Source organism: Pseudomonas sp. LBUM1658 (assembly GCF_059716055.1).
This window is the reverse complement of the sequence record NZ_CP166798.1, coordinates 4,823,051-4,844,433: the sequence shown is the minus strand read 5'-3', so window position 1 is coordinate 4,844,433 and position 21,383 is coordinate 4,823,051. Positions and strand designations below refer to the sequence as shown.

At 55.4% G+C, this 21,383-nt stretch carries 17 protein-coding genes; 8 read left to right on the top strand and 9 right to left on the bottom strand.

Going from position 1 to position 21,383, the window contains the following annotated elements; all coding sequences use genetic code 11:
* Window positions 1-76: 76 nt before the first annotated feature.
* Together ACA064_RS22185 and ACA064_RS22180 are read left to right on the top strand one after the other, a co-directional pair.
* Window positions 77-967, top strand: coding sequence for an ATP-binding protein (locus ACA064_RS22185; RefSeq protein ID WP_497670040.1), 891 nt, complete (start codon window positions 77-79; stop codon window positions 965-967).
* A complete protein-coding gene (locus ACA064_RS22180; RefSeq protein ID WP_497670039.1) occupies window positions 964-1,446 on the top strand; it encodes a GAF domain-containing protein in 483 nt (160 codons plus the stop codon). The genes ACA064_RS22185 and ACA064_RS22180 overlap by 4 nt, the downstream gene beginning before the upstream one ends.
* Here the strand turns inward: ACA064_RS22180 and ACA064_RS22175 are convergent, their stop codons facing one another.
* From ACA064_RS22175 to ACA064_RS22145, 7 genes are all read right to left on the bottom strand, one after another.
* Window positions 1,447-4,377 carry an HD domain-containing phosphohydrolase gene (locus ACA064_RS22175; RefSeq protein WP_497670038.1) on the bottom strand — a complete coding sequence of 977 codons (2,931 nt, stop codon included), beginning with the start codon at window positions 4,375-4,377 and terminating at the stop codon, window positions 1,447-1,449. It abuts the gene before it with no gap.
* A 173-nt stretch (window positions 4,378-4,550) separates the two neighbouring features.
* A complete protein-coding gene (locus tag ACA064_RS22170; protein ID WP_497670037.1) occupies window positions 4,551-8,216 on the bottom strand; it encodes a transporter substrate-binding domain-containing protein in 3,666 nt (1,221 codons plus the stop codon).
* A gap of 8 nt (window positions 8,217-8,224) precedes the next feature.
* Entirely contained in the window at window positions 8,225-8,851 is a 627-nt protein-coding gene (locus ACA064_RS22165; RefSeq protein ID WP_150805491.1) for a response regulator transcription factor, read from the bottom strand.
* Between the two features lie 447 nt (window positions 8,852-9,298).
* Entirely contained in the window at window positions 9,299-10,630 is a 1,332-nt protein-coding gene (locus ACA064_RS22160; RefSeq protein WP_497670036.1) for a deoxyguanosinetriphosphate triphosphohydrolase, read from the bottom strand.
* A 218-nt stretch (window positions 10,631-10,848) separates the two neighbouring features.
* Complete coding sequence (locus ACA064_RS22155; RefSeq protein ID WP_497670035.1) at window positions 10,849-11,190, bottom strand: hypothetical protein; 342 nt, start codon at window positions 11,188-11,190, stop codon at window positions 10,849-10,851.
* On the bottom strand, window positions 11,187-11,576 hold the full coding sequence (locus ACA064_RS22150) for a phage holin family protein (RefSeq protein ID WP_497670034.1): 390 nt from the start codon (window positions 11,574-11,576) through the stop codon (window positions 11,187-11,189). The genes ACA064_RS22155 and ACA064_RS22150 overlap by 4 nt, the downstream gene beginning before the upstream one ends.
* Before the next feature lies 1 nt (window position 11,577).
* Window positions 11,578-11,892, bottom strand: coding sequence for an ElaB/YgaM/YqjD family protein (locus ACA064_RS22145; protein ID WP_497670033.1), 315 nt, complete (start codon window positions 11,890-11,892; stop codon window positions 11,578-11,580).
* 323 nt (window positions 11,893-12,215) lie between these two features.
* On the opposite strand from ACA064_RS22145, the gene ACA064_RS22140 reads away from it, so the two are divergent.
* Window positions 12,216-13,424 carry an ammonium transporter gene (locus ACA064_RS22140; protein WP_497670032.1) on the top strand — a complete coding sequence of 403 codons (1,209 nt, stop codon included), beginning with the start codon at window positions 12,216-12,218 and terminating at the stop codon, window positions 13,422-13,424.
* Window positions 13,425-13,577: 153 nt separating this feature from the next.
* Here ACA064_RS22140 and ACA064_RS22135 read toward each other — a convergent pair whose 3' ends face one another.
* Window positions 13,578-15,536 (bottom strand): monovalent cation:proton antiporter-2 (CPA2) family protein, encoded by a 1,959-nt coding sequence (locus ACA064_RS22135; RefSeq protein WP_497670031.1) that lies wholly within the window; start codon window positions 15,534-15,536, stop codon window positions 13,578-13,580.
* 219 nt (window positions 15,537-15,755) lie between these two features.
* Here ACA064_RS22135 and ACA064_RS22130 point away from each other — a divergent pair, with 219 nt between their 5' ends.
* From ACA064_RS22130 to ACA064_RS22110, 5 genes are all read left to right on the top strand, one after another.
* Window positions 15,756-15,992, top strand: coding sequence for a glutaredoxin family protein (locus tag ACA064_RS22130; protein ID WP_497670030.1), 237 nt, complete (start codon window positions 15,756-15,758; stop codon window positions 15,990-15,992).
* 159 nt (window positions 15,993-16,151) lie between these two features.
* Window positions 16,152-16,469, top strand: coding sequence for a transcriptional regulator (locus tag ACA064_RS22125; RefSeq protein WP_497674311.1), 318 nt, complete (start codon window positions 16,152-16,154; stop codon window positions 16,467-16,469).
* A 91-nt stretch (window positions 16,470-16,560) separates the two neighbouring features.
* Window positions 16,561-17,451 carry a pseudouridine synthase gene (locus ACA064_RS22120; RefSeq protein ID WP_497670029.1) on the top strand — a complete coding sequence of 297 codons (891 nt, stop codon included), beginning with the start codon at window positions 16,561-16,563 and terminating at the stop codon, window positions 17,449-17,451.
* 500 nt (window positions 17,452-17,951) lie between these two features.
* Window positions 17,952-19,151 carry a hypothetical protein gene (locus ACA064_RS22115; protein ID WP_497670028.1) on the top strand — a complete coding sequence of 400 codons (1,200 nt, stop codon included), beginning with the start codon at window positions 17,952-17,954 and terminating at the stop codon, window positions 19,149-19,151.
* A gap of 122 nt (window positions 19,152-19,273) precedes the next feature.
* Window positions 19,274-20,248, top strand: a complete 975-nt coding sequence (locus tag ACA064_RS22110; RefSeq protein ID WP_497670027.1) for an MATE family efflux transporter — start codon at window positions 19,274-19,276, stop codon at window positions 20,246-20,248.
* A 133-nt stretch (window positions 20,249-20,381) separates the two neighbouring features.
* Here the strand turns inward: ACA064_RS22110 and ACA064_RS22105 are convergent, their stop codons facing one another.
* A complete protein-coding gene (locus tag ACA064_RS22105) occupies window positions 20,382-21,359 on the bottom strand; it encodes an IS5 family transposase (protein WP_497669155.1) in 978 nt (325 codons plus the stop codon).
* Window positions 21,360-21,383: the final 24 nt, after the last annotated feature.

Sequence of the window (21,383 nt, the reverse complement as noted above, 5' to 3'; positions counted from 1 at the left end):
TCTGCACCTTGAATCGGCATCGATGCTGATTTTGTATGGACAACATCATTACTGTGAACATGCCTGAGGAGAAGTCGTGGATTCTCGATTGAATGCTTTTCTCGAACGCGCCGATGCGGTCCTGGCTCGCCTGGAACCTTTATTGCCGGCACCGCGACAAACCATCGACTGGACCAGGTGCCTGGCTGCCCGCTGGCAACGTGAAGGGCGTAGCGGCTATCTGATGCCTCTGGAAGTCAGCCTGGACACGCGCCTGTCCGATCTGATCGGGGTAGATAAACAGTGCGAGCAGCTGGGGCGCAATACCCGGCAGTTCCTCGATGGCCTGCCGGCCAACCACGCCTTGCTCTGGGGCTCGCGTGGGACCGGTAAATCCTCGCTGGTCCGGGCCTTGCTGGCCGAGCATGCCGAGGCCGGTCTGCGGCTGATCGAGATCGAGCGCGATCATCTGGCGGATTTGCCGCGGGTGGTCGAGCAGTTGCAAAAGCTGCCACAGCGCTTCGTGTTGTTTTGTGATGATTTGTCGTTCGAGGCTGGCGAGGGCGACTATCGAGTCCTCAAGAGTGTGCTCGACGGCTCGCTGGAGCAGGCTCCGGACAACGTGTTGTTGTACGCGACCTCGAATCGTCGACATCTGGTTCCCGAGAAGCAAAGCGACAACGAGAACTGGAAAATGGTCGATGGTGAGCTGCATCCCAATGAAGCGGTAGAAGACAAGATTGCCCTGTCGGACCGGTTTGGCCTGTGGCTATCGTTCTATCCCTTCAGCCAGGAGCACTTTCTCAATGTGGTCGAGCATTGGATCGGCGAGCTGGCGCGCAAGGCCGACCTGCAATGGCAACGCACTGAAGAGCTGGAGATTCTCGCGGTGCGCTGGGCGACCGGACGCGGCAACCGCAACGGGCGTTGCGCCTATCAATTTGCGCGGTATTGGGTTGGGCTGAAATTGCTGGAGCAACAAGCATGATCGATTTGCAGAAAAGCGCCGAGGGTCTCGATGGCTATGCCATGTTGTGTGCGCAGCTTGAATCTTTATTGGCCGATGAGCGCGACTTCATTGCCAATGCCGCGCAGTTCTCGGCTTTTTTGTTCAACCAGCTGGATGATTTGAACTGGGCCGGGTTCTACCTCAATCGCGATGAGCAATTGGTCCTCGGTCCGTTCCAGGGCCAGATCGCCTGTGTGCGAATCCCCTTCGGTCGCGGTGTCTGCGGGGCTGCCGCGGCGACCTTGCAAACCCAACGGGTCGAGGATGTGCATGCGTTCGCCGGGCATATCGCCTGTGACAGTGCCTCGAACAGTGAGCTGGTGGTGCCGCTGGTCAAGGACGGTCGATTGATTGGCGTACTGGATCTGGACAGCCCCAGCCTGGCGCGCTTTACCGAGCAGGACCAGGCCGGCATCGAGCAGTTGGCGGCGATTTTCCTGCGTTTGACCGACTGCTGATCAGGCGCTGAGTCCGGCCTTGCCAAGCAGGCACTCAGGGTCTACCGCATCGATCTGTTCTGGCTGCAGGAATCTATTTGCGTATTGCAGATAGATTTCATCCTGGACGAACAGTCCGAACAACTCGGGATCGATATGGGCATCGCGACACATGGTGGCCATAATGCTCAGGGCTTCACTCAAGGTCTTGGCTTTCTTGTAGGGGCGGTCCGCCGCCGTCAGGGCTTCGAAGATATCGGCGATCGCCATTATTCGTGCCGCCAGGCTCATCTCCTCGCGCTTCAACTGTTTCGGATAACCGCTGCCATCCATTTTCTCGTGGTGGCCGCCGGCTATTTCCGTGACGTTGCCCAGGTGGCCGGGAAAGGGCAGGTGACTGAGCATCTTGATGGTCTGCACCATGTGGTGATTGATGATGTAACGCTCCTCAAGGGTCAGCGTGCCTCGGGTTATGCTCAGGTTGTAGAGCTCGCCGCGGTTGTACTTGTACTTCGGCACCTCGAGCTTGAATCCCCACGGGTTGTCGGATGGGATGAGCTCGGCTTCGGCGCGCTCGAACAGGTGCTCGGGTTTGTCGGCCAGTAAGGGTTCAGTGACCGGAAGGGTAGGGGCAGGCGTGCGTTCCTGGCGCTTGCGCTCTTCCCAGGAAACCCCCAGACGATCATCGAGGGTGCGGGTCCAGGTCCGTTCAGCAATCCTGCGCAGCCGTTGCAGGTCGGCTTCGGCCATGGTTTCGCTGCCGAGGTTGCTGCGGGCGATGAAGGCGAAGTCGTCGTCGAGATCCGCCAGGCAGGCGTTGCGCAGCTCGGCCATGTGCTGTTCGTCAGCGCCCAGTGCACAGGCTTGCCAGTAGTTGATCCAGGCATCGCGTTTGAGCACTTCGAAGCGGGTTCGAATTTCGTGGATGCGGTCGTGGAGTGTTTCCAGTTTGGTGGCTTTGTCGACTACGTATTCGGGCGTAGTGACTTTGCCGCAATCGTGCAGCCACGCGGCAATATGCAAGGTTTCCCATTCTTCCTCGGTGGGCTGGTAGGTGCTGAATGCCGGTAGCTGGCTGGCCGCCGCCGCTTCAGCGAGCATCAGGGTCAGGGCCGGTACCCGCTGGCAATGGCCCCCGGTGTATGGGCTTTTGGCATCGATTGCGCCAGCCAGCAACTGGATGAATGAATCGAGTAACAGCTTTTGCCTGGCTTGCAGCCTTTGGCTTTCGATGCAGACCGCCGCTGCGCCGGAAACTGCCTGGATAAACGCGATCCGGTCAGGGCGCAGCTTTTCCAGGTCTGCTTCGTTGCCGCTATCGGCCAGCAGCAGGGTGAGGATGCCGACCGTCTCGTTGTGGCGGTTGTGCAGGCGGATGCCGATCAGGTGAACGCTTGGACATTCGAGGGCCAGGAGTACGCTCTGCAAGTCCGCCGCCTGTTCGAACCCCAGGGTAGTGACGACATTCTCGTTGCTCGTCAGCTGCTGCAGCCAGTTGGTGCTTTGCCGGTCTTGCGGGTCATGGGCCCGAATAGCGAACGACTCCAGGCTCTGGGCGGTGCCGTTGATGACCAGCCCGTGGGGCTCAAGCCGAGTGCCGTCACCTTCGCGCAGATAGATCAAGCCGGCCTGGGCCTCGCCGATTTTCACGGTCTCGAACAGCACCCGGTGTAACAATGAGTCGAAGCGAGTCTCGGCGCAAAGGCTGGCGGTAATCTCGAAGAAACTCGCCAGGGTGTCTTTCATGCGCGCCATGGAGACACTCAGTTGGTCGACTTCCAGGACTGGCGAACGGCGACTGACCGGGTAATTGAAATCGAAACTGCGGATCGCATCGGCCTCCTGGACCAGTGCGCGCAGCGGCTTGACCAGGATTCGCGAAGTCAGCCAACCCAGGGGCAGGCACAGCAACAAAGTGGTCAAGGTGATCAACGCGCCTTGCCAACGCATTCGATAGGCATCGGCGAGCAGCTCCTCTTCAGGAACCAGCAGTGCCAATTGCAAACCCCGCGGTCCGCCTTCCTGCATGCTGCTGCGGGCAACCACCCATTGGCGGTTGCCCACCGTCAGGCGGTTGTTGCTGATATCGCTTTTGAGCAGCGCATCCAGGGCCGGGTTCAGTTCATTGACCTTGATCAGGCGTGCGGTCTGGCTATCGACCACCAGCCTGCTGCTATCAGGGTAGGCAACGGCATTGCCGTCGGCATCGAAGAGCGCAATCTGGGTGTCGGGGGTGACCACATGCTTGGCCAGCGTGGCAGACAACTCAGTCAGTGTCAGGTCGGCACCCATCACGGCCCTGTCGCCGCTACGGCGGGCGAGGGTGGTGCCGAAATTGCGGGTCGAAAAAAACAGGTAGGGCTCGGTAGTAATCTGATCGACCTCCCCACGGGCACTGGCAAACCAGGCGCGAGTGCGCGGATCGTAGCTTTCTTGTGGATGGTCGTAACCGTCGAGCGGGGCCAGCGACTGATCGAAAAACAATGATCGGGAGTGGACTTGCCCGGTATTGCCATCGCGCTCGATGCTCCAGACTTGCCAGGCTGCGTTGTCCGGAGCCTTGAGCTGCTCCTTCAACACGGCGTTGCGCAGTGGCCGGACCATGAAAAAGTCGCCATCGGTGTAGCCGAGGTAGAGCGACGCCAGTTCCGGATTGTCTTTGAGCGCCTGGCTGAAGGGCTTGAGCAGGGCCAGTCGGTATTCAAGGTCGGGGGCCTGGGTGTCCGGATAATCGGCCAACAGGCTGAGCAGATGGCGGATCGGCTCATAGGTGGCCTGCAGATCGAGCCGAACATCCTGTTCTATCCGGTTGAACAGTTTTTGGCTGCTGGAAAGAATGATCTGCGTGGTTTGGTGGTAATTGAAGAGGCCAAGGACCACCCCGGTGACCAGCAATAGAAAGGTGAACATCACACTGATATGGACATGCAGAGGCAGGCGGCGCTTGGGCATTGCAGGTCTCTCCATGTCGTCATACGCACTGCTCAGCGCTCAAGCATAGTTAAGGCTGGATCAATCTGCATGGCAGAGTTGCGGTTGCGATTGCGGTCGGTATGGAGATCACACAGCCTGGCCGTTGAGCGCAGGCTGTGAGGGTTTGTATCAGGTTCCCGGGTGATGGCTCTTCAAGGCCCGTGGCTCGCACCAGGGTTCATGTCTGCGGTTTGCACAGTGTGCCGCTGGATCTGTGTCTGCAGATCTCGTTCCAGTTCAAGCATGGCCTGTTCAATGGCGTTGCGGCAGGTGTCGACGTGCTCGGTACTGGCGCCTTGGGTGCAGGATCGCTCGAGGGCTTCGCAACGATCGGTCAGAGTAAAGGCGCGGACCATTCGGGCAGCCCCCTTGATCTTGTGCGCAATATCGATCAAGGCTTGGCGTTCACCCTCATGGGGCAGTGCGAGCAGTGCCTGCAGGTCCCGACGGGTGCTGCTCAGGAGTTCGGCGAGCAAGCGTAGAACCAGGCGTGGATCACCTCCGGTCAATAAGTGCAAACCATCGAGATTGAAGGCGCTGTTGGCGGGTAACGGCTTGATTTCTGCCAGGCGTTGATTCAATGCGCTCAGGCTGATCGGTTTGAACAGGCAATCGTCCATCCCGGCCTGCTTGCAGCGATGCTTTTCCTCGTGTTGCGCGTTGGCGGTGAACCCCAGAATGGTGCAGGGAGGCAGCTGTTGCTGTTGTTCACTTTGGCGGATGGCGCGGGTGAGTTCATAGCCATTCATGACCGGCATGTTGCAGTCCGCGATCACCAGGTCGAAATGCCCGTCCTTCCAGATCTGCAGGCCAACGGCGCCTTGGTGGGCAGCGGTGTATTGATGTCCGAGGAAGCCAAGTTGCTGGCACATGAGCAAGCGATTGGCCGGATGATCGTCAACCACCAGAACGTTCAATGCCGCGCTGGTGCTGGGAAGTGCTGGCTTGACCTCGTCCATGGCCACTTCGGCAGGGAGGTTGGTCATCTCCAACGAAACATGAACTTGAGTGCCAGCCCCGATCTGGCTGGTCAGACTCAAGCGGCCGCCCATCATTTCGCACAGGCTGCGGCTGATGACCAGGCCCAGACCTGCTCCAGTCCGGGCCTGATGACCCGGACTGTCGGCCTGGGCGAAGGGTTCGAACAGGCGCAGCTGGTCTTCTTCACTGATGCCGATCCCCGTGTCCTGAACCTGTAACTGCATTTGAATCTGTTGCGGCTGTTCGCCGGGTTCCAGCCGGACCCGGATCCTGACATGGCCGTGCTCGGTGAATTTGATCGCGTTGCTGACCAGATTGGTCAGGATTTGTTTGAAACGTACAGGGTCAATCAGTACATCGCTTTGCTGTCCCCTGGAATCAAATTCCAGCAGCAGGCTGAGGTTTTTCTGTCGCGCCAGGCCGTCGAATACCCGCATGACCGACTCGACGATCTCGCGCAGGTCGACTCGCTCCGGAGCAAGGCTCAGGCGGCCCGACTCGATTCGGGCGATATCGAGAATGTCGCCGATCAGCTCCAGTAGATCCTTGGCCGAGTTGTACGCCACTTCTATGGCCGGACGATCAAGGTGACCCTGATCCGCGCGCTTCAAGGTCAACTCGAGCATGCCGATCACTGCATTCATCGGCGTACGAATCTCATGGCTCATGGTTGCCAGGAAGGTGCTTTTAGCGCGGTTCGCGTCATCGGCCTGTTCTTTGGCCGATCGCAACTCATCGAACAGTTGGCGGCGTTCGCTGATGTCGATCCAGCCGCCAATGATGCCTTGTACCTCTCCCGTCGAATCGCGGTAGGGCAGAACCCAATGGTAGATTGTCAGCTTTCGTTCGCCGATATGCAGTGGGCGATCGATTATCAACGGAATGCCTTCGGCTATCACACGTTGATAATCGGCCTGGTATTGGCGGGCTTCAAACTCATTGCTCAATACACCCTGCATGACGTTTTTACCGATGACGTCTTCTCGCCTGGCGCAGAACGCTTGCAGATAACTGTCGTTGCAGCTCTGGAGACATCCATCCCGATCACGGACGTAAATCGGGTGCGGTGTTCCGTTAACCAGGGCGCGCATGAATTCAAACTGATCATTGAGCGCCCGTTCGGCGATTTTCCGCTGGTTGATCTGCCTGCGCATGTAGGCATTCCAGGCCAGGGAAATCAGCAATAGCAGACCGGCGCCGATGACGATCTGGTAGATCAGCCGCTGATAATCGCGCCAGTAGCTGTCCGGGGCCGCGCTATAACCACGCCAGCGGCTGTTGATGATGCCCAGTTCGTCCGGCGCGATACTTAACAGCGCCTTGTCGATGATCGAACTCAATTCCGTTGCACTGCGCGCGGTGGCCAGTGAGAAAGCGGCTTGCTGGGTGCCGATGGTGGCGCTGATCTGGAGTTTGTCCTGGAACACCTGCGAGGATAGGAAATAGTTGGCAATCACCAGCGAGTTCACGGCACCTTCGACCTGACCTTGGGCGAGTAGATTTGCAGCGCTGAAGGTGTCGCTGGTTTCCACCAGACTGATGAGCGGGAATTCATTGCGCAGAAAATTCACCACCGGACTGCCTTGGGTGACCGCCAGACGTTTGCCTTGAAGTTGTTCAAGGCTGCCCAGGTGTGTGGCGCCCTTTTGACTCAGCAGCACATATGAATTCTGCAGGTAAGGGCGACTGAAGGTGAGTTTTCCCTCCCGTTCATTGCTGGGCAGGATGGCGGCAATGATGTCGGCCTGGTTTTCTTCGATCTGCTTGATCATTTCATTGATGCCGCGGCTGCGTTGAACCTCGAAGTGCAAGCCGGTGCGAAGCCTGATCAGTTCAAGCAGATCCGCGGTAATGCCACGGAAGTTGTTATCGGAGTCAAAGAAAGTGAGGGGGGCGTAGGTTTCGTTGACGACGACTCGCACAGTCGGATGTTGCTTCAGCCAGCGCTCTTCGCGCGATGTCAGTTGTAACTTCTGATCAGTGAGCAGTATGTCGCTGCCGGCGCTCCAGCGTTTGGCAATACTTTCTCGTTCGCCGGTTGGAACGGCGTTGAGCGTAGTGTTGATGAGGTTGAGCAGGACCTGGTTGTCTTTGCGTACCGCAAAACTGAAGCCTTGAGCCTCATGTTTACCAAAATTGGCCATCTGGATATTTTTCAGATAACCCTTGTTGATCATGTAGTGAGTCGAGATGGTGTCGCCGAGGAAGACATCTGCCTGATCAAAGGCCACGGCGTTGATTGCGTTCTGGTACGAAGGCCAGGAGGTAATGATGGCCTTTGGGTAGAGCGCCTTGACCTCCTCCTGCGGCAGGTAGTGATACACCATGCTCAGGCGCATGTCGGCGAGCCCCTCGGTCAGCGAGCGGCTTTCTTTTTCGCGAGTCACCAGCACCGGCTGGTCCACGGCATAGGGCGTTGAAAGCAACAGGTTCGGGTTACTCGCTTCAAAGCCGTTGGCGGTACCGAGCAGGTCGACCTCACCCTTCTCGAGCGCCTCGATGGCCAACTCCCTTGAGGTGAAACGTTGCACGCTGACGTGCAGGGCCAGGGCCTTGCCGAGGATGCCGGCGTAATCGGCGGTGAGACCTTCATAGTCATGACCGCTGATGGTCAGGTCGAAGGGAGGGTAGTCCGCAGCGGAAGTGCCAAGGATCAATTCGCGCTTGTTTTGAACCCATTGCAGTTGTGTTTTGTCCAGTTGGACGTCCATGTGGCCAGTGCCTGATCGACTCAGCAGTGTGTAGTTTTCGGGCCCGGGTTGTCCCGCGCACGCGAGGGTGCTCAGGCATAAACCTGCGCTCAGTAGTATCAGATAGTCCTTTAAACCCCTGGGCATCCTGTTTCTCACACTAGCGCGTTACGTTTTGCCATCTCGATAAGTTCTACCAAGGATTTGGCCTTGAGTTTTTGCATCAGTCTTTTCTTGTAAGTGCTGACGGTCTTGTTGCTGAGAAACATACCCTTGGCGATTTCCTTGTTGGTACGGCCTTGCGCAAACAGTTGCAATACCATGAGTTCTCGATCATTCACGGATTTGAACAGGTCCAGTTCGAGAGAGGCCGGGTCACAGCCACGAACAGGATTCAATGCCTGACTCGGAAAGTAGTTGTAGCCGGATAGAACAGCCTTGATGGCACTCATCAGTTCGCTCAAGTCCTCTTGCTTGCAGACGTAACCGGAGGCGCCCGATTGCATGGAGCGAATCGCGAACAGAGTCGGCGATTGTGCCGTCAGTACCAGCGTCTTCGGGGGAGGGCTCATGGCATTGAAGCGAGAAAGAACTTCCAGGCCATCGAGCTTGGGGATACTGATGTCGAGAATGATCAGGTCCGGCATACATTCGCGGACCATTTGCATGGCATCAACCCCATTATCAGTTTCACCGACGACTTTGTAATTTTCGTGCTCTAACAACATGCGAACTGCCAGGCGGATAACGGGGTGGTCGTCGACAATAAAAACTGAGTTCATAATCAAATCCCATACGAGCGCAAATAAAGCGGGCACCTTAGCTCAGATGGAGGCGCGCACGCATGAACTGACTGACCCGTAGGTGCAATATAGGATAAGTCCTACATCAAAAAAGGCGAAGGATTACGGATGGACTAGGTTTAATGAGGGGTATGTTGAGTTTGAAACCATATGTAAGTGTGGCTGATTTTAAAGCGGGTATTTTCATTCGGTATTAGTAAGTATTCCTACTCGCAATATTGGGTGTTTCTTGATTTTGCGCTGCAGGACTGTTGTTGCTGTGTTTTCGATAGTTATTGAGTTTTCTATGGGGTTGCTTGTTTTGGCTGAATAGATGATGAGAGGGACAGGATTCATTACAAGTTTTTCATTGTTACAGACGTGTTTACAATCGCTGGTTTTTCGATCAGCCGCAGCAAGAGTCGCCACGCGGCTGACCGAAAGTTTTTACTGTGGGCTGGAGCGTCCGGTCATCTCCCGTGCCATCTCGCTGGCATAGCTGTCGGTCATGCCCGCGATGAAGTCGATCATCCGCAGGAAGGACGTGTGCAGGGGCCAGCTCGGGTCAGGTGCATTGTTTCCCAGCAGGTCGAGAATGCGCCGGTTCTTGAACGATGGGGTGCGCCCGCCGTGCTGTTCCAGGGCGGCACCACAGAAGGCGTTCAGCAGGATTTCCAGCGTGGTGTAGGCGCCGATTTCATGCAGGGTCTTGCGCTTGTCCTGGAAAATTTTCTTGCGGGCCATGTCTTTGGCATTCAGCACACAACGCTTGGCCGGGCCGTGCATATGCTCGACCAGGTCGCCGGGAAGGGTGCCGGCCAACAGCGCATCCTGTTGCTCGACGAATGCCCGCGCGGCGGCGTTGGTCAGGTGCTCGATGGCTTTGCCGCGCAAAATCGCCAGCTTGCGTCGCCGTGAGTCCTGCGGGCCGAGCTGGCGATAGGTTTCCGGCAGGTCATCACCCACAAGGCCGAGCAGCAGCGACTCGACTTCGGCGTATTCCAGCAGGTCCATCTCCAGGCCATCCTCGAGGTCGATCAAGGCGTAGCAGATGTCATCGGCCGCCTCCATCAGGTAGACCAGCGGATGACGCGCCCAGCGTTGTTCCTCAAGTTGCGGCAGGCCGAGTTTGAGAGCGATCTGCTCCAGGAGCGGCAATTCGCTCTGATAGCAGCCGAACTTGTGTTTTTTATAACCCAGGGAGTCGGCGTGGCGTGCGGTCCAGGGGTATTTCAGGTAGGTGCCGAGCGTCGCGTAAGTCAGCCGCGTGCCGCCGTCGAACTGATGATATTCGAGCTGGGTGAGCACCCGGAAACCTTGGGCGTTGCCTTCGAAGTTAAGGAAGTCATTGCGCTCGACCTCGCTCATGGCATCAAGCCAGCCGCGGCCTGCGGCTTGCTGGAACCAGTGGCGGATCGCGTCTTCGCCAGAATGACCGAACGGCGGATTGCCGATGTCGTGAGCCAGGCAGGCGGATTGCACCACCATGCCCAGGTCGCTGGGTTCGCACCAGTCGGGCAGTGCGCTGCGGATCGTTTCGCCAACGCGCATCCCCAGGGAACGCCCGACGCAGCTGACTTCCAGCGAGTGGGTCAGGCGTGTATGGATATGATCGTTGCTGGAAACCGGATGCACCTGAGTCTTGCGCCCCAGGCGGCGGAAGGCACCGGAGAAGATGATGCGGTCGTGGTCTTTATGGAAAGGACTGCGACCGAGTTCTTCCGGGCTGTGCAGCGGCTTTCCGAGTCGTTCGCGGGTAAGCAGGGTTTGCCAATCCAAGGCTGATACTCTCCGTCAAGTTGACTAACAGAACTAGCCACTCAGGCCACTAAGTCCTAGCTTCCCGGTTCGCGCGTCGCGCTGCAAGGGGAACTACAGCGATCTTCGGTCAGTTCTTGTTGGAAGGTCTGTTGCCCTACAGACAGACAGGATCGGACCCCTCGATAAGGAGGTCCGACCCAGGGTCCTGGTAAAAATGCAGCCAGATGCCGACAGGACTAGTCCTTACGGGAGGAGCCTTGCATCACCAGTTTGATCAAAGGCACCAGGCTGGCACTCAGTTTTGCCAGCCGGGAAATGCTGCTGACGCCCCCGCTCCTGGCGCCCTTGCCGCTCAGAAAACCAAGCAAGGTCACTGCGGCGACGCCCCAGAGTGGCGCGTGCTTGAAGTGCAAACCTTCCTGCAAGCCTTGGGTCATCCCGCGGACGCGCTGCAACGGTTGCAACAGGTTCTGGGACTCATGGCGGATTTCCTGACGGTGCATTTCCATGCGCAGACGGATCAACACCTTGCGCATTTCGCGCCGGGAACTGCTGGGTGGTAGCTCGGTCTGGTTCATGGCAGGAGGCGCTCCCGGTCGTTGGCCAATTCTTCAAGGGTCGTATGGAACGGCGACGACTCGTCGAAGATTGCCGCTTTCAAACGCAGAGCGCAAAACACTGCGGCAAGCGTATAGAAGATACACAGACCAATGATCCCGGACAGGCGATAGCTGTCCCAGAGCAGAATCAGCACCAGTGCCGAGAGCCCGATCAGCAGCAGCAAGGCAAACACCAGGGCCAGACCTGCGAACAACAACAGACTCACGGTCCGGGCTTTCTGCTCTTGCAACTCGATGCCGAACAGCTCGACATGGCTGTGCAACAAACCCAGGAAAGCGGCACCGAGGCGCCGCGGTGAGGAGCTTGGGCCCGTCGCGGACGAGCCGGATTCACCGATAGCCATATTACCGCCGAGTCGCCAGCAAGCCGATCAGAAAGCCTACCCCGGCGGCAATGCCCACCGATTGCCATGGGTTGGCCTGGACGTAGTCTTCAGTGGCGGTAACCGCCGCTTTACCGCGCTCACGCAGGGAGTCTTCGGTCAGTCGCAGGGTTTCGCGGGCGCGCAACAGGCTGTCGTGGATCTGCAAACGCAGTTCATCGGCTTGATCACCGGCCAGTGTCGCGGTGTGTTCCAGCAACTTTTCCGTGTCATTGACCAGGGTTTGAAAATCCGCCATCAGTACTTCTTGAGCAGTCTTTGCTGTTTTGCTGGCCATGGTTATCTCCGTAGGGGGCTTCTGAATGTTTCGAGTATGAGGCTTGCTGGAAGGTTCAGTGCAATTGACTGGTACAGCTTTTGCTTTGTAGTGGTGCGCAGGGAAGCTGTTTTGCGCCGAGACTGAGCATCAGTGCGGCGCGAGCCATGAAAACCATAACCTAAAAAACTAAAACCCGCGAAAAACCCCTAGCGGCAATTTGCCTGTTCGTACTTTCTGCGCCAAAGCGGTTCACCCCGAACTTGGTGGGTGCCAATTTGGTGCGTAAAAGGAGTCGCCGAACTGCTTTGGTGCTTTTTCCTGCATTCAGGTCTGCCAACTCCATGGAAAATTTGCAAAGCGCTGTGGACAGTCTGGTCCATAGCTCCAATACGCTGTTCATTTTGATGGGGGCGGTCATGGTTCTGGCCATGCACGCCGGTTTCGCTTTTCTTGAAGTGGGTACGGTCAGGCAAAAAAACCAGGTCAACGCGCTATCGAAGATCCTCAGCGATTTCGCCATTTCGACCCTGGCCTATTTCTTTATAGGCTACTGGATCTCCTACGGCGTGAGCTTTATGCAACCGGCGGCGGTGATCAGCGCCGATCACGGCTATGGGCTGGTGAAGTTTTTCTTCTTGCTGACCTTCGCTGCGGCCATCCCGGCGATCATCTCTGGCGGTATCGCCGAGCGTGCCCGATTTGCCCCGCAACTCTGTGCAACGGCGCTGATCGTGGCGTTCATTTACCCGTTTTTCGAAGGCATGGTGTGGAACGGCAATTTTGGTCTGCAAGTCTGGTTGCTCGCACGCTTTGGCGCGACTTTCCACGACTTCGCCGGATCGGTGGTGGTGCACGCCATGGGTGGCTGGCTGGCGCTTGCCGCCGTGTTGTTGCTCGGGCCGCGACAGGGCCGCTACCGCGAAGGACGACTGGTTGCCTTCGCGCCATCGAGCATTCCGTTTCTGGCCTTGGGTTCGTGGATCCTGATTGTCGGCTGGTTTGGCTTCAACGTCATGAGCGCTCAAACCTTGCAAGGGGTCAGTGGGCTGGTGGCGGTCAACTCGTTGATGGCGATGGTCGGCGGCACCGTGGCCGCGTTGATTGTCGGGCGCAATGACCCGGGCTTCTTGCATAACGGCCCATTGGCCGGGCTGGTGGCGATTTGCGCAGGCTCCGACCTGATGCACCCGGTTGGGGCACTGGTCACGGGCGTGATCGCCGGGGCGTTGTTCGTCTGGTGCTTCACCGCGGCCCAGGGGAAATGGAAAATCGATGATGTGCTGGGTGTCTGGCCATTGCATGGGCTTTGCGGAGTCTGGGGCGGAATTGCCTGCGGTATTTTTGGCCAGAGCGCATTGGGTGGCCTTGGAGGGGTCAGTCTGCTCAGCCAGCTGATCGGAACCGGGCTGGGGGTGGCTATCGCCTTTATCGGTGGACTCGTGGTGTATGGCGCGATCAAGTACTTCCATGGCCTGCGGTTGAGTCAGGAAGAGGAGTATTACGGCGCGGATCTATCGATACACAAGATCGGTTCGGTGAGCCAGGATTGAGGGTGTGTGGCAAACATCGCATTTGCCCTCGGTTCGCCGATCCCTCTGTAGGAGCTGCCGCAGGCTGCGATCTTTTGATCTTTGCGTCCGGCCGGTCACCGCATGGGTTCGCCGAAAAGATCGTCCGAACGCGGCCCGAGCCTTCGCCAGCTCCTACGACCCACCCAGCAACCGCGCTTCGCAGGCCTCGATGGCTGACAGGGTTCCGGACATCAGCACCTTGTCGCCTGCCTGCAAATGGGTGGCGCCATCCACCGTCAATTCGTTGCCATTGCGCTGCACGGCCTGAACGTCCACGCCCAATGGCTCCAGGGCCAGTTCGTTTAACGACAGGCCACAGGCGTGGGCATCGGCTCCGAGATTGACTGCATGCATCAGCACCTTGGGCTGGCCGCGGTTGTCCAGCAGGTTGCTCTGCGCGCCATGATAAAAGCCATGCAGCAGTCGATAGCGGTTGTGCCGGACTTCATCGACCTTGGCCTGGACCTGGAATTCGGGCAGTCCGAGCATGATCAGCGCGTGGGAGGCAAGCATCAGGCTTGACTCGAGCAACTCCGGGACCACCTCGCTGGCACCGGCGGCTTTCAATTCGGCCAGTTGGCTGTCATCGCGGGTCCGCACCAGAATGGGCACCTCGCTGTTGATTCGGCGAGCCTCCTTAAGCACGATCATGGCAATCTCGCTCTTGTCCACGGCAATCACCAGCAAGCGGGCGCGTTCGAGCCCTACAGCGGTGAGCAGTTCGCCTCGACGTGAATCGCCATAGTGCACGCAGCTTTCGCCGGCTGCGGCTTCCTGAACCCGTACCGGGTCGTCATCGAGCGCGATGAAGTGCTGTTGTTCGCGGCGCAGGAAGCGCCCGATGGACTGGCCGACCCGACCATAACCGCAGATCACCACATGCCCGTGCAGTTCGGCGTTGAGCTGGGTGATGTGCTCCAGTTGCGCCTCCTCATTGGGTTTGCGATGCAAGCGGGCGGCGATCCCGGGGGCAGCGCGCAATAGCAGTGGCGTCAGCAGCATCGAACAGAACGTCGCCGCCAGCAGCAGGCCGCTGATGTCGCCGGGCATCAGCTTGCTCTGTTGCATCTGCGCCATCAGCGCAAAGCAGAACTCGCCACCCTGAGCCAGTGCCAGGCCGCTGCGCCAGGCGGTTTCAGCGTCGCTGCCGCGCCACTTGACCAGTGCCGCCACTACGGTGCCCTTGATCAGCAACAGCGCCAGGGTCAAGCCGAGGATGAGTAATCCGTGGATGAGGAACAACTGCAGGTCGATCAACATGCCGATGCTGACGAAGAACAGTCCGAGCAAGATGTCGCGGAACGGCCGGATGTCGGCTTCGATCTGATGCCGGTAATGACTTTCCCCCAGCAGCATGCCGGCCAGAAACGCACCGAGGGCAGGCGAGAGTCCCAGCAGGTGAGTCAGCCAGGCGGTCAACAGGACGATGACCAGGGCCAGCAGCACGAACAGTTCGGCGGAGTGGGAGGCGGCAACTTCATGGAACAGGCGCGGCAGCAACCAGCGACTGGCCAACAGCAGGCCGACAAAGAGTATGACGGTCTTGCCCAGGGTGATTGGCAGCGCCCAATACCAGGTCTGATCGCTGCTGCCGGCAAACACCGGGACCAGGGTCAGCAAAAGCACCGCGACCACATCCTGGAACAGCAAGACGCCGATGGCGTTCTGACCATGGCTGCTGAATATTTCGCCGAGGCTGGTCAATTCCTTACTGACGATGGCTGTCGAGGACAACGCCAGGCCGGCACCGAGCAACATGGCCGAGAGGGTCGGTACGCCACACAGCCATAACACCCCACCCAGCAGTGCCCCTGAAACCAGTACCTGCAGGCTGCCCAGGCCGAAAACCACGGACCGCAGCGCGAGCATTCTCGACAGGGAGAATTCCAGTCCCAGGGAAAACAGCAGGAAGACCACCCCCAGCTCAGCCAGATCCGGTAGATCTTCGCTGTCATTCACCCAATCGAATGCGGTTGGCCCCACCAACAGGCCGACGCACAGGTAACCCAATACCGGAGGCAGTTGCAGGCGCCGAAATAGCGCAATCACCACCAGTGATGAGGCAAGGATGATCAACAGATTGGCAAACACAGAAGTCTCCGGTTCGGGGTCTCGCATAACAGAGCGTAGAGGCAAGAATGCCGCGAGCATCGCGCAATTGACGCTGAGGCAGAATGATATGCGTCATTCTTTGGTGGCACTGCCTGATGTCGGCTGCGGCGGCTTTGTCTGGGCAGGTAGATCCCTTGGCTCGACGAGTTTTCCCGTCCGGCCTAGAATGAATACCAATTCCTCTTCGGTCTGTTTGTCATGCCCCCTGAATGCCAGCTGTTCGGTACCCTTGGTTGCCATCTCTGTGAACTCGCCGAAGCCGAAATGATGCCTTTTGTCGAGGGCGGTTTGTTGGTGGAACTGGTCGACATTGCCGAAAACGAAGATTTCTTCAACAGATACGAGTTACGCATCCCGGTCCTGCGCCGCGTTGATACCGGTGCCGAACTGGATTGGCCTTTCAACGCCGACCAGGTCGTGGCTTTTCTGAGTTGATCGGCATCCCGTGTCGATGACAGGCTCCCCGCCTGTCGATCCTTCCGCAATCCGTTGGCGAGAGACGTAATATTCGGTTACTGTATGCATGTCCAGTTATCGAGTGTTCTGCCATGTCTCTCACCTGGCAAATCAAGAAAAACAGAGGGATCTACCATGCTGGTCAATGTTGAACAATTGAAGCGCAGCGTGAACCGGATGTCCGCTGACGTCGTCCGCGAGGCCGTGCTCGAACTGCGCCTGGACGGTCTGGTTACTGAAGGCAAGACGCCCTTCAACAAGCTGCATTTCAATACCTGTTTCGCTGAAATCGAAGCCTTGTTCCAGTGTGCCGGTTACCACCGGCAACTGGATGTCGTGGGTTACCAGGGCTTGTTATATGCACTTTATGATCCGGCGCGCTGGGAGGCGGTCGATGTACTGCGCTGGCTGAAAGAGTTTACCGACGCCGCGCGGCCCGAGATGACCCATGCCTGATGGCTACGAAGACCGGTGATGCAATCGCCCCTAGGTTCGCGTGTGCCCTTGCTGGATAATGGCAGCCTGCACCCATGCTCAGAGCTCCTGTATGTCTACGTCATCTTTTTGCGCTGCACAGAGTCAAGCCAGCACCCTGTATTTGCCCGCGGGCTCATGGCCGACGGTGCTCGATTGCCTGTGTGAACACTTCAGCGCCATCAGCCGTGAACAATGGCTGGACCGGATCGCTCGTGGGCGCGTGCTTGATGGCAAGGGTGTGGCGATTGCGTTGGGCCTGCCGTACAAGGAAGGCCTGCGGATACACTATTTTCGTGAAGTGCCTGACGAAAAGCCGATCCCGGTGCTGGAGTCGATTCTCTATGCCGACGAGCATTTGGTGGTGGCGGATAAACCGCATTTTCTGCCAGTGACCCCGGCGGGTGAGTATGTCGAACAGACTTTGCTGCGACGTTTGATTCGTCGCCTGGACAATCCGCATCTGGTGCCCTTGCATCGCATCGACCGGCATACGGCGGGTCTGGTGTTGTTCTCGGCCAATCCTGAAAGCCGTTCGGCTTATCAGTCGTTGTTTCCCACACGCAAGATCGAAAAGCGCTACGAGGCTATTGCCCGGGCTTTGCCTGAGTTGTCATTTCCACTGATTCACAAAAGCCGACTGGTCGACGGCGAACCCTTCTTCCGCATGCAGGAGGGGCCCGGTCCGAGCAACACCGAAACGGCGGTCGCAGTCAGCGAGAAAAACGGCGAGTTTTGGCGCTATGCGTTGTCTCCCGTCACCGGCAAGAAGCATCAGTTGCGGGTGCACATGAGCGCGCTGGGGGCGGGTATTTGCAATGACCCGTTCTATCCCTCGGTCCTCAAGGATGCCGAGGATGACTATGCCAACCCGCTGAAGCTGCTGGCGCAAGGCTTGCGCTTTATCGACCCGTTGAGCGGCTTGGAGCGTCAATTCGAAAGCGAAATCACCTTGCAATGGTGAATTGCTGAAACGCGTGGGTCAGTTTTTTTGCGCTGATCGGAATTTTCTTTCGAGTCAAAACGATAAAACCCGCATAAGGCGGGTTTTATCTGTCGTGCGCCAGGCATGGCGCGTTGCGCATAAGCGCAACCAGCTTGGCTGTGGTGGCCACGCTGGTGACTTGGAGGTGCAGTCCCACACCCGGCAAGGGGAAGTGTTAGCCAGAGGCAAGGATGTCGCGGGTGACTGCGAATCTGAAGGAAGCCTTAGGCAAAATGCTGGCCTGACGAACAGGAAGCGGATTAGGCGGCGCAGCGGGTAAGAAGGCCAATATAACTAGACCAAGACCCTTTCACGCCAGATGTTGAAAAAAGAACTGGATAGTTTGTAGGAAGAATATTACAAACAATCAGGAAGGTTCTTTCGTTGATCAAGGATTTGGATTTCAATGTTTGTAAGTTACTTCTGATTTTTTATAAAATATTGACGAATTGTCTCTATCGATACTAGGATTTTAGCATGTGAGTGCTGCCTCCTCTGCGTTGAGGTGGATGCATCACAATATTTTAAAGCCACTTGGGAAGTGCAATGTCGCAGGTTTTGCAAAAGCGCTTCGGGCTTTATCCTATTTAAGTAGACATCTGTGCAGGGAGTCTCGTGCAATGACCGTTCTCGTGAAAACTTCGCAGTCAAAAATTTTCGACAATGAAATTTCCATTTTAGATGGAATAATTTCTATCCCGAAAAATTACCTGCGAGATAGGGTTTTTCTTGAAAGTACGAGTATTCTGATTGTTTCAGGATCTTTGATCGAGGGTATTGGAACCATTCATTCTGATATTGATTGCATTGTCCTGTGCGACGAACGGCCTAAAGCGAATGATGTTAAGACAAGTGAGCATGCATTAGTTACTGATATTAATTATCACTTTATTACTCAGGATGAGAAGGTTCATAATACGACAGATTTTTACGGCGATACCAGTATTCATATTGATGTTGATTACATAACGTTTGCTGAGATGAAGGAGATTATTGCAAAGATTGAAAAGGCATTTGATGAAATTACTTGTGATCAGCGATTTTTATATAGTCAAGTATTATCAAATACAGAAAATAATGCCATTCATAGATCATTAATTGGATATGCATTGGAGAACGAGGGAGAATTTAATAGGTTAAAGTCAAAAATCCCGGTCGAAAAGCATATTTATGTGGCTCATCGTGAAAAGCTCCCGGTATTTTATGCATTCCAGGATGTTCAAGGCTGCTGGCAGTCGGGAAATCTCTGGATGGGGTGTGAAATTGCAAGAGATATGATGCTAAAGACGACAATGAGTTTTACCTACTTAACAGGAATAACGAACAAGCACTATAAGTGGGTTTATTCAAATATGTTTAGAGTGGATGGATTCGACGAAATTAAAAATAAATTTTTTACTTTGGCCAGGAAGGGCGCTGTCACAGAGGATGAATGCCGTTTATACATTCAAGACACACTCGAATATATGGACCTAGTGTTTTTGGCAATCGAAGGATTGCTAAAAGAATCGAGATTATACCCATCAGTGCAAAAATCACTTTCTGCACTAAATGATGAGTTTAATAGTCGGAAGCAGACAGATCATAAAATATCGACGTGTGAGTACTACTTCAGAAAAAAATACTTTGCTGCGGAAGGCACCCCATCTCTAACTAGTCTTCTTAAAGCGTGGGATTGAGGGGATGGTATGCATGAAATGAAGATTTTTTAAAATTAATATTAATCTCGGCGGTCTCTCAATTCAGCCCGCAATTAGATACTCTCGATTAAATGCGGTGGTCCATACATTGGTGAATACATATGGAAGTTGCCAGAATATCCGTTCCGCTGATATTTTCCAGACTGGGTGAGATGGTTGCATCGCTATTTTATTTCTCCTTTGTTGGACATTTTATAGTTGGCTCGCTGAGCCTTGCCTCATTAGCGTGGGCATTGGTTTCCTTTATCACGGTTGTCGGTATTGGTTTTTTTTCAATATTGCTGGTGAAAGTGGCTGGTTCGAATGATTTAAACGCTGATGATATTGAGCATGATTTAAATATATCTTTTAGGTGCGCGATTTTTTTTGGAGCGATTATTGTTGTTGGAGTATTGCTGTACGTTGTTAGTGCGACAAATTCTTTTGCGACTAACGGTGGTTTGCTAGGGCTTGAAGTGCTGCTGATATTTTCATTTTCCATTCCCGCTATGTATGTGCAGATAGTTATCTTCAATTTTTTTAATGCCATCAAGCAAGCGCAATATGAGCTTTTATATACGTGGTTTTTCAATATTGTTGTTGTTTTGATGGGCGCTCTGCTAGTTTTGATGGAGTTGAATTCAAATGTTATTTATTTCGTGTCCGCCTATGTTGCCTTGCGGTGGGTTTTTGTTGCACTAGCGTTCACATTGTTTGATCGAAAAATTCATCTGTATATTTATCGGTTTCGGTATCGGCGGAGTATTTCGAACAAGATGTATGTAAGTTATTTTTTTGGTGGGCTGCCACTGGCACTTTGTTTTGGTGGTGAAAGTTTTCTGTTTTTTACGCTCTCTTTTGTTTCAAAAAGCTTAGGCGATTCGAGCCTTTCAGCCTATCAAGCATCTTTACATTTTTTGAGTGTCGTATACATGGTTTCAATTGGAGTGGGGAATGCAACTGGGATAGTGGCTGCTCGCTATTATAGTTTAAAAGACTTCCCTTCGTTGCGTAGAACGTATGTTCAAGGAATGAGGTTTGGGTTTTTTATACTGGTACCGTTTTTGTTGGCTTGTTTTTTCTTAAGGAAGGTCTGAAGTACCCACCGATTTTTGATGCCCTCTCTGTGAGAGGTTCAAAAAACGCTGATTCGGTCGAAAATCGGACCTTTCCACTCTTTAATTCATGATTTTTCCTCTAATCGCGCTGTTTCAGGGCGATTAGCCCGCATTACAGGCGCACCTCTCCTGCATTCAACAATCGTTTTCGCACCATCCACAGGTTCGACAAGGCGAACAACGTCGTCTGCTGAGCGATGTTTTTCGCCAGACCACGAAAGCGCACTTTCGTATAGCCAAACTGGCGCTTGATCACTCGAAACGGATGCTCAACCTTGGCTCTGACTTGCGCTTTCGCATACTCAATCCCGCGTAGCACGCTACCGATCACCGTGTCTTTGCCATGCTCTTTGTACGAACTGGGCCGGGCAGAAATCGACCAAATCATCTTGCGATCCTGATGTTCTGGGCGTTTCTGCACCCCGGTGTAACCGGCATCGCCACAGACGTGAACTTCTTCTCCGTGAAGCAATTGATCCACTTGTGTCACGTCCGCCACGTTGGCGGGAGTACCGACAACGCTATGAACCAAGCCCGAATCCGCATCAACGCCAATGTGGGATTTCATTCCAAAATAGTACTGATTTCCTTTCTTGGTCTGATGCATCTCGGGGTCGCGTTTCTTGTCTTTATTCTTGGTTGAGCTGGGTGCATGAATGATCGTCGCATCCACGATCGTTCCGTGACGCAACATCAATCCACGGTCACCCAGATAACCGTTGATAACCTGCAAAATCCCACCCGCCAGCTCATGTTTCTCCAGCAAGCGGCGGAAGTTGAGAATCGTGGTTTCGTCAGGAATTCGATCCAGATGCAGCCCTGCAAACTGGCGCAGGATCGTCGTTTCATACAGCGATTCTTCCATCGCCGGATCGCTGTAGCCGAACCAGTTCTGCATCAGATGAACCCGCAACATGGCCAGCAACGGATACGCCGGACGACCACCTTCACCCTTCGGATAATGCGGTTCGATCAAGGCAATCAAACCCTTCCAGGGCACGACTTGATCCATCTCGATCAGGAAGCGCTCGCGGCGGGTCTGCTTACGTTTACCGGCATACTCGGCATCGGCGAAGGACATCTGTTTCATCGGGGCTCAACCGTTCGATTCGTG

Bases quoted from the DNA above. Each gene is read 5' to 3' on its own strand.
- ACA064_RS22180 (WP_497670039.1), top strand. From the start codon at position 964: ATGATCGATTTGCAGAAAAGCGCCGAGGGTCTCGATGGCTATGCCATG.
- ACA064_RS22175 (WP_497670038.1), bottom strand. From the start codon at position 4,377: ATGCCCAAGCGCCGCCTGCCTCTGCATGTCCATATCAGTGTGATGTTC.
- ACA064_RS22170 (WP_497670037.1), bottom strand. From the start codon at position 8,216: ATGCCCAGGGGTTTAAAGGACTATCTGATACTACTGAGCGCAGGTTTA.
- ACA064_RS22165 (WP_150805491.1), bottom strand. From the start codon at position 8,851: ATGAACTCAGTTTTTATTGTCGACGACCACCCCGTTATCCGCCTGGCA.
- ACA064_RS22155 (WP_497670035.1), bottom strand. From the start codon at position 11,190: ATGAACCAGACCGAGCTACCACCCAGCAGTTCCCGGCGCGAAATGCGC.
- ACA064_RS22150 (WP_497670034.1), bottom strand. From the start codon at position 11,576: ATGGCTATCGGTGAATCCGGCTCGTCCGCGACGGGCCCAAGCTCCTCA.
- ACA064_RS22145 (WP_497670033.1), bottom strand. From the start codon at position 11,892: ATGGCCAGCAAAACAGCAAAGACTGCTCAAGAAGTACTGATGGCGGAT.
- ACA064_RS22140 (WP_497670032.1), top strand. From the start codon at position 12,216: ATGGAAAATTTGCAAAGCGCTGTGGACAGTCTGGTCCATAGCTCCAAT.
- ACA064_RS22130 (WP_497670030.1), top strand. From the start codon at position 15,756: ATGCCCCCTGAATGCCAGCTGTTCGGTACCCTTGGTTGCCATCTCTGT.
- ACA064_RS22120 (WP_497670029.1), top strand. From the start codon at position 16,561: ATGTCTACGTCATCTTTTTGCGCTGCACAGAGTCAAGCCAGCACCCTG.
- ACA064_RS22110 (WP_497670027.1), top strand. From the start codon at position 19,274: ATGGAAGTTGCCAGAATATCCGTTCCGCTGATATTTTCCAGACTGGGT.
- ACA064_RS22105 (WP_497669155.1), bottom strand. From the start codon at position 21,359: ATGAAACAGATGTCCTTCGCCGATGCCGAGTATGCCGGTAAACGTAAG.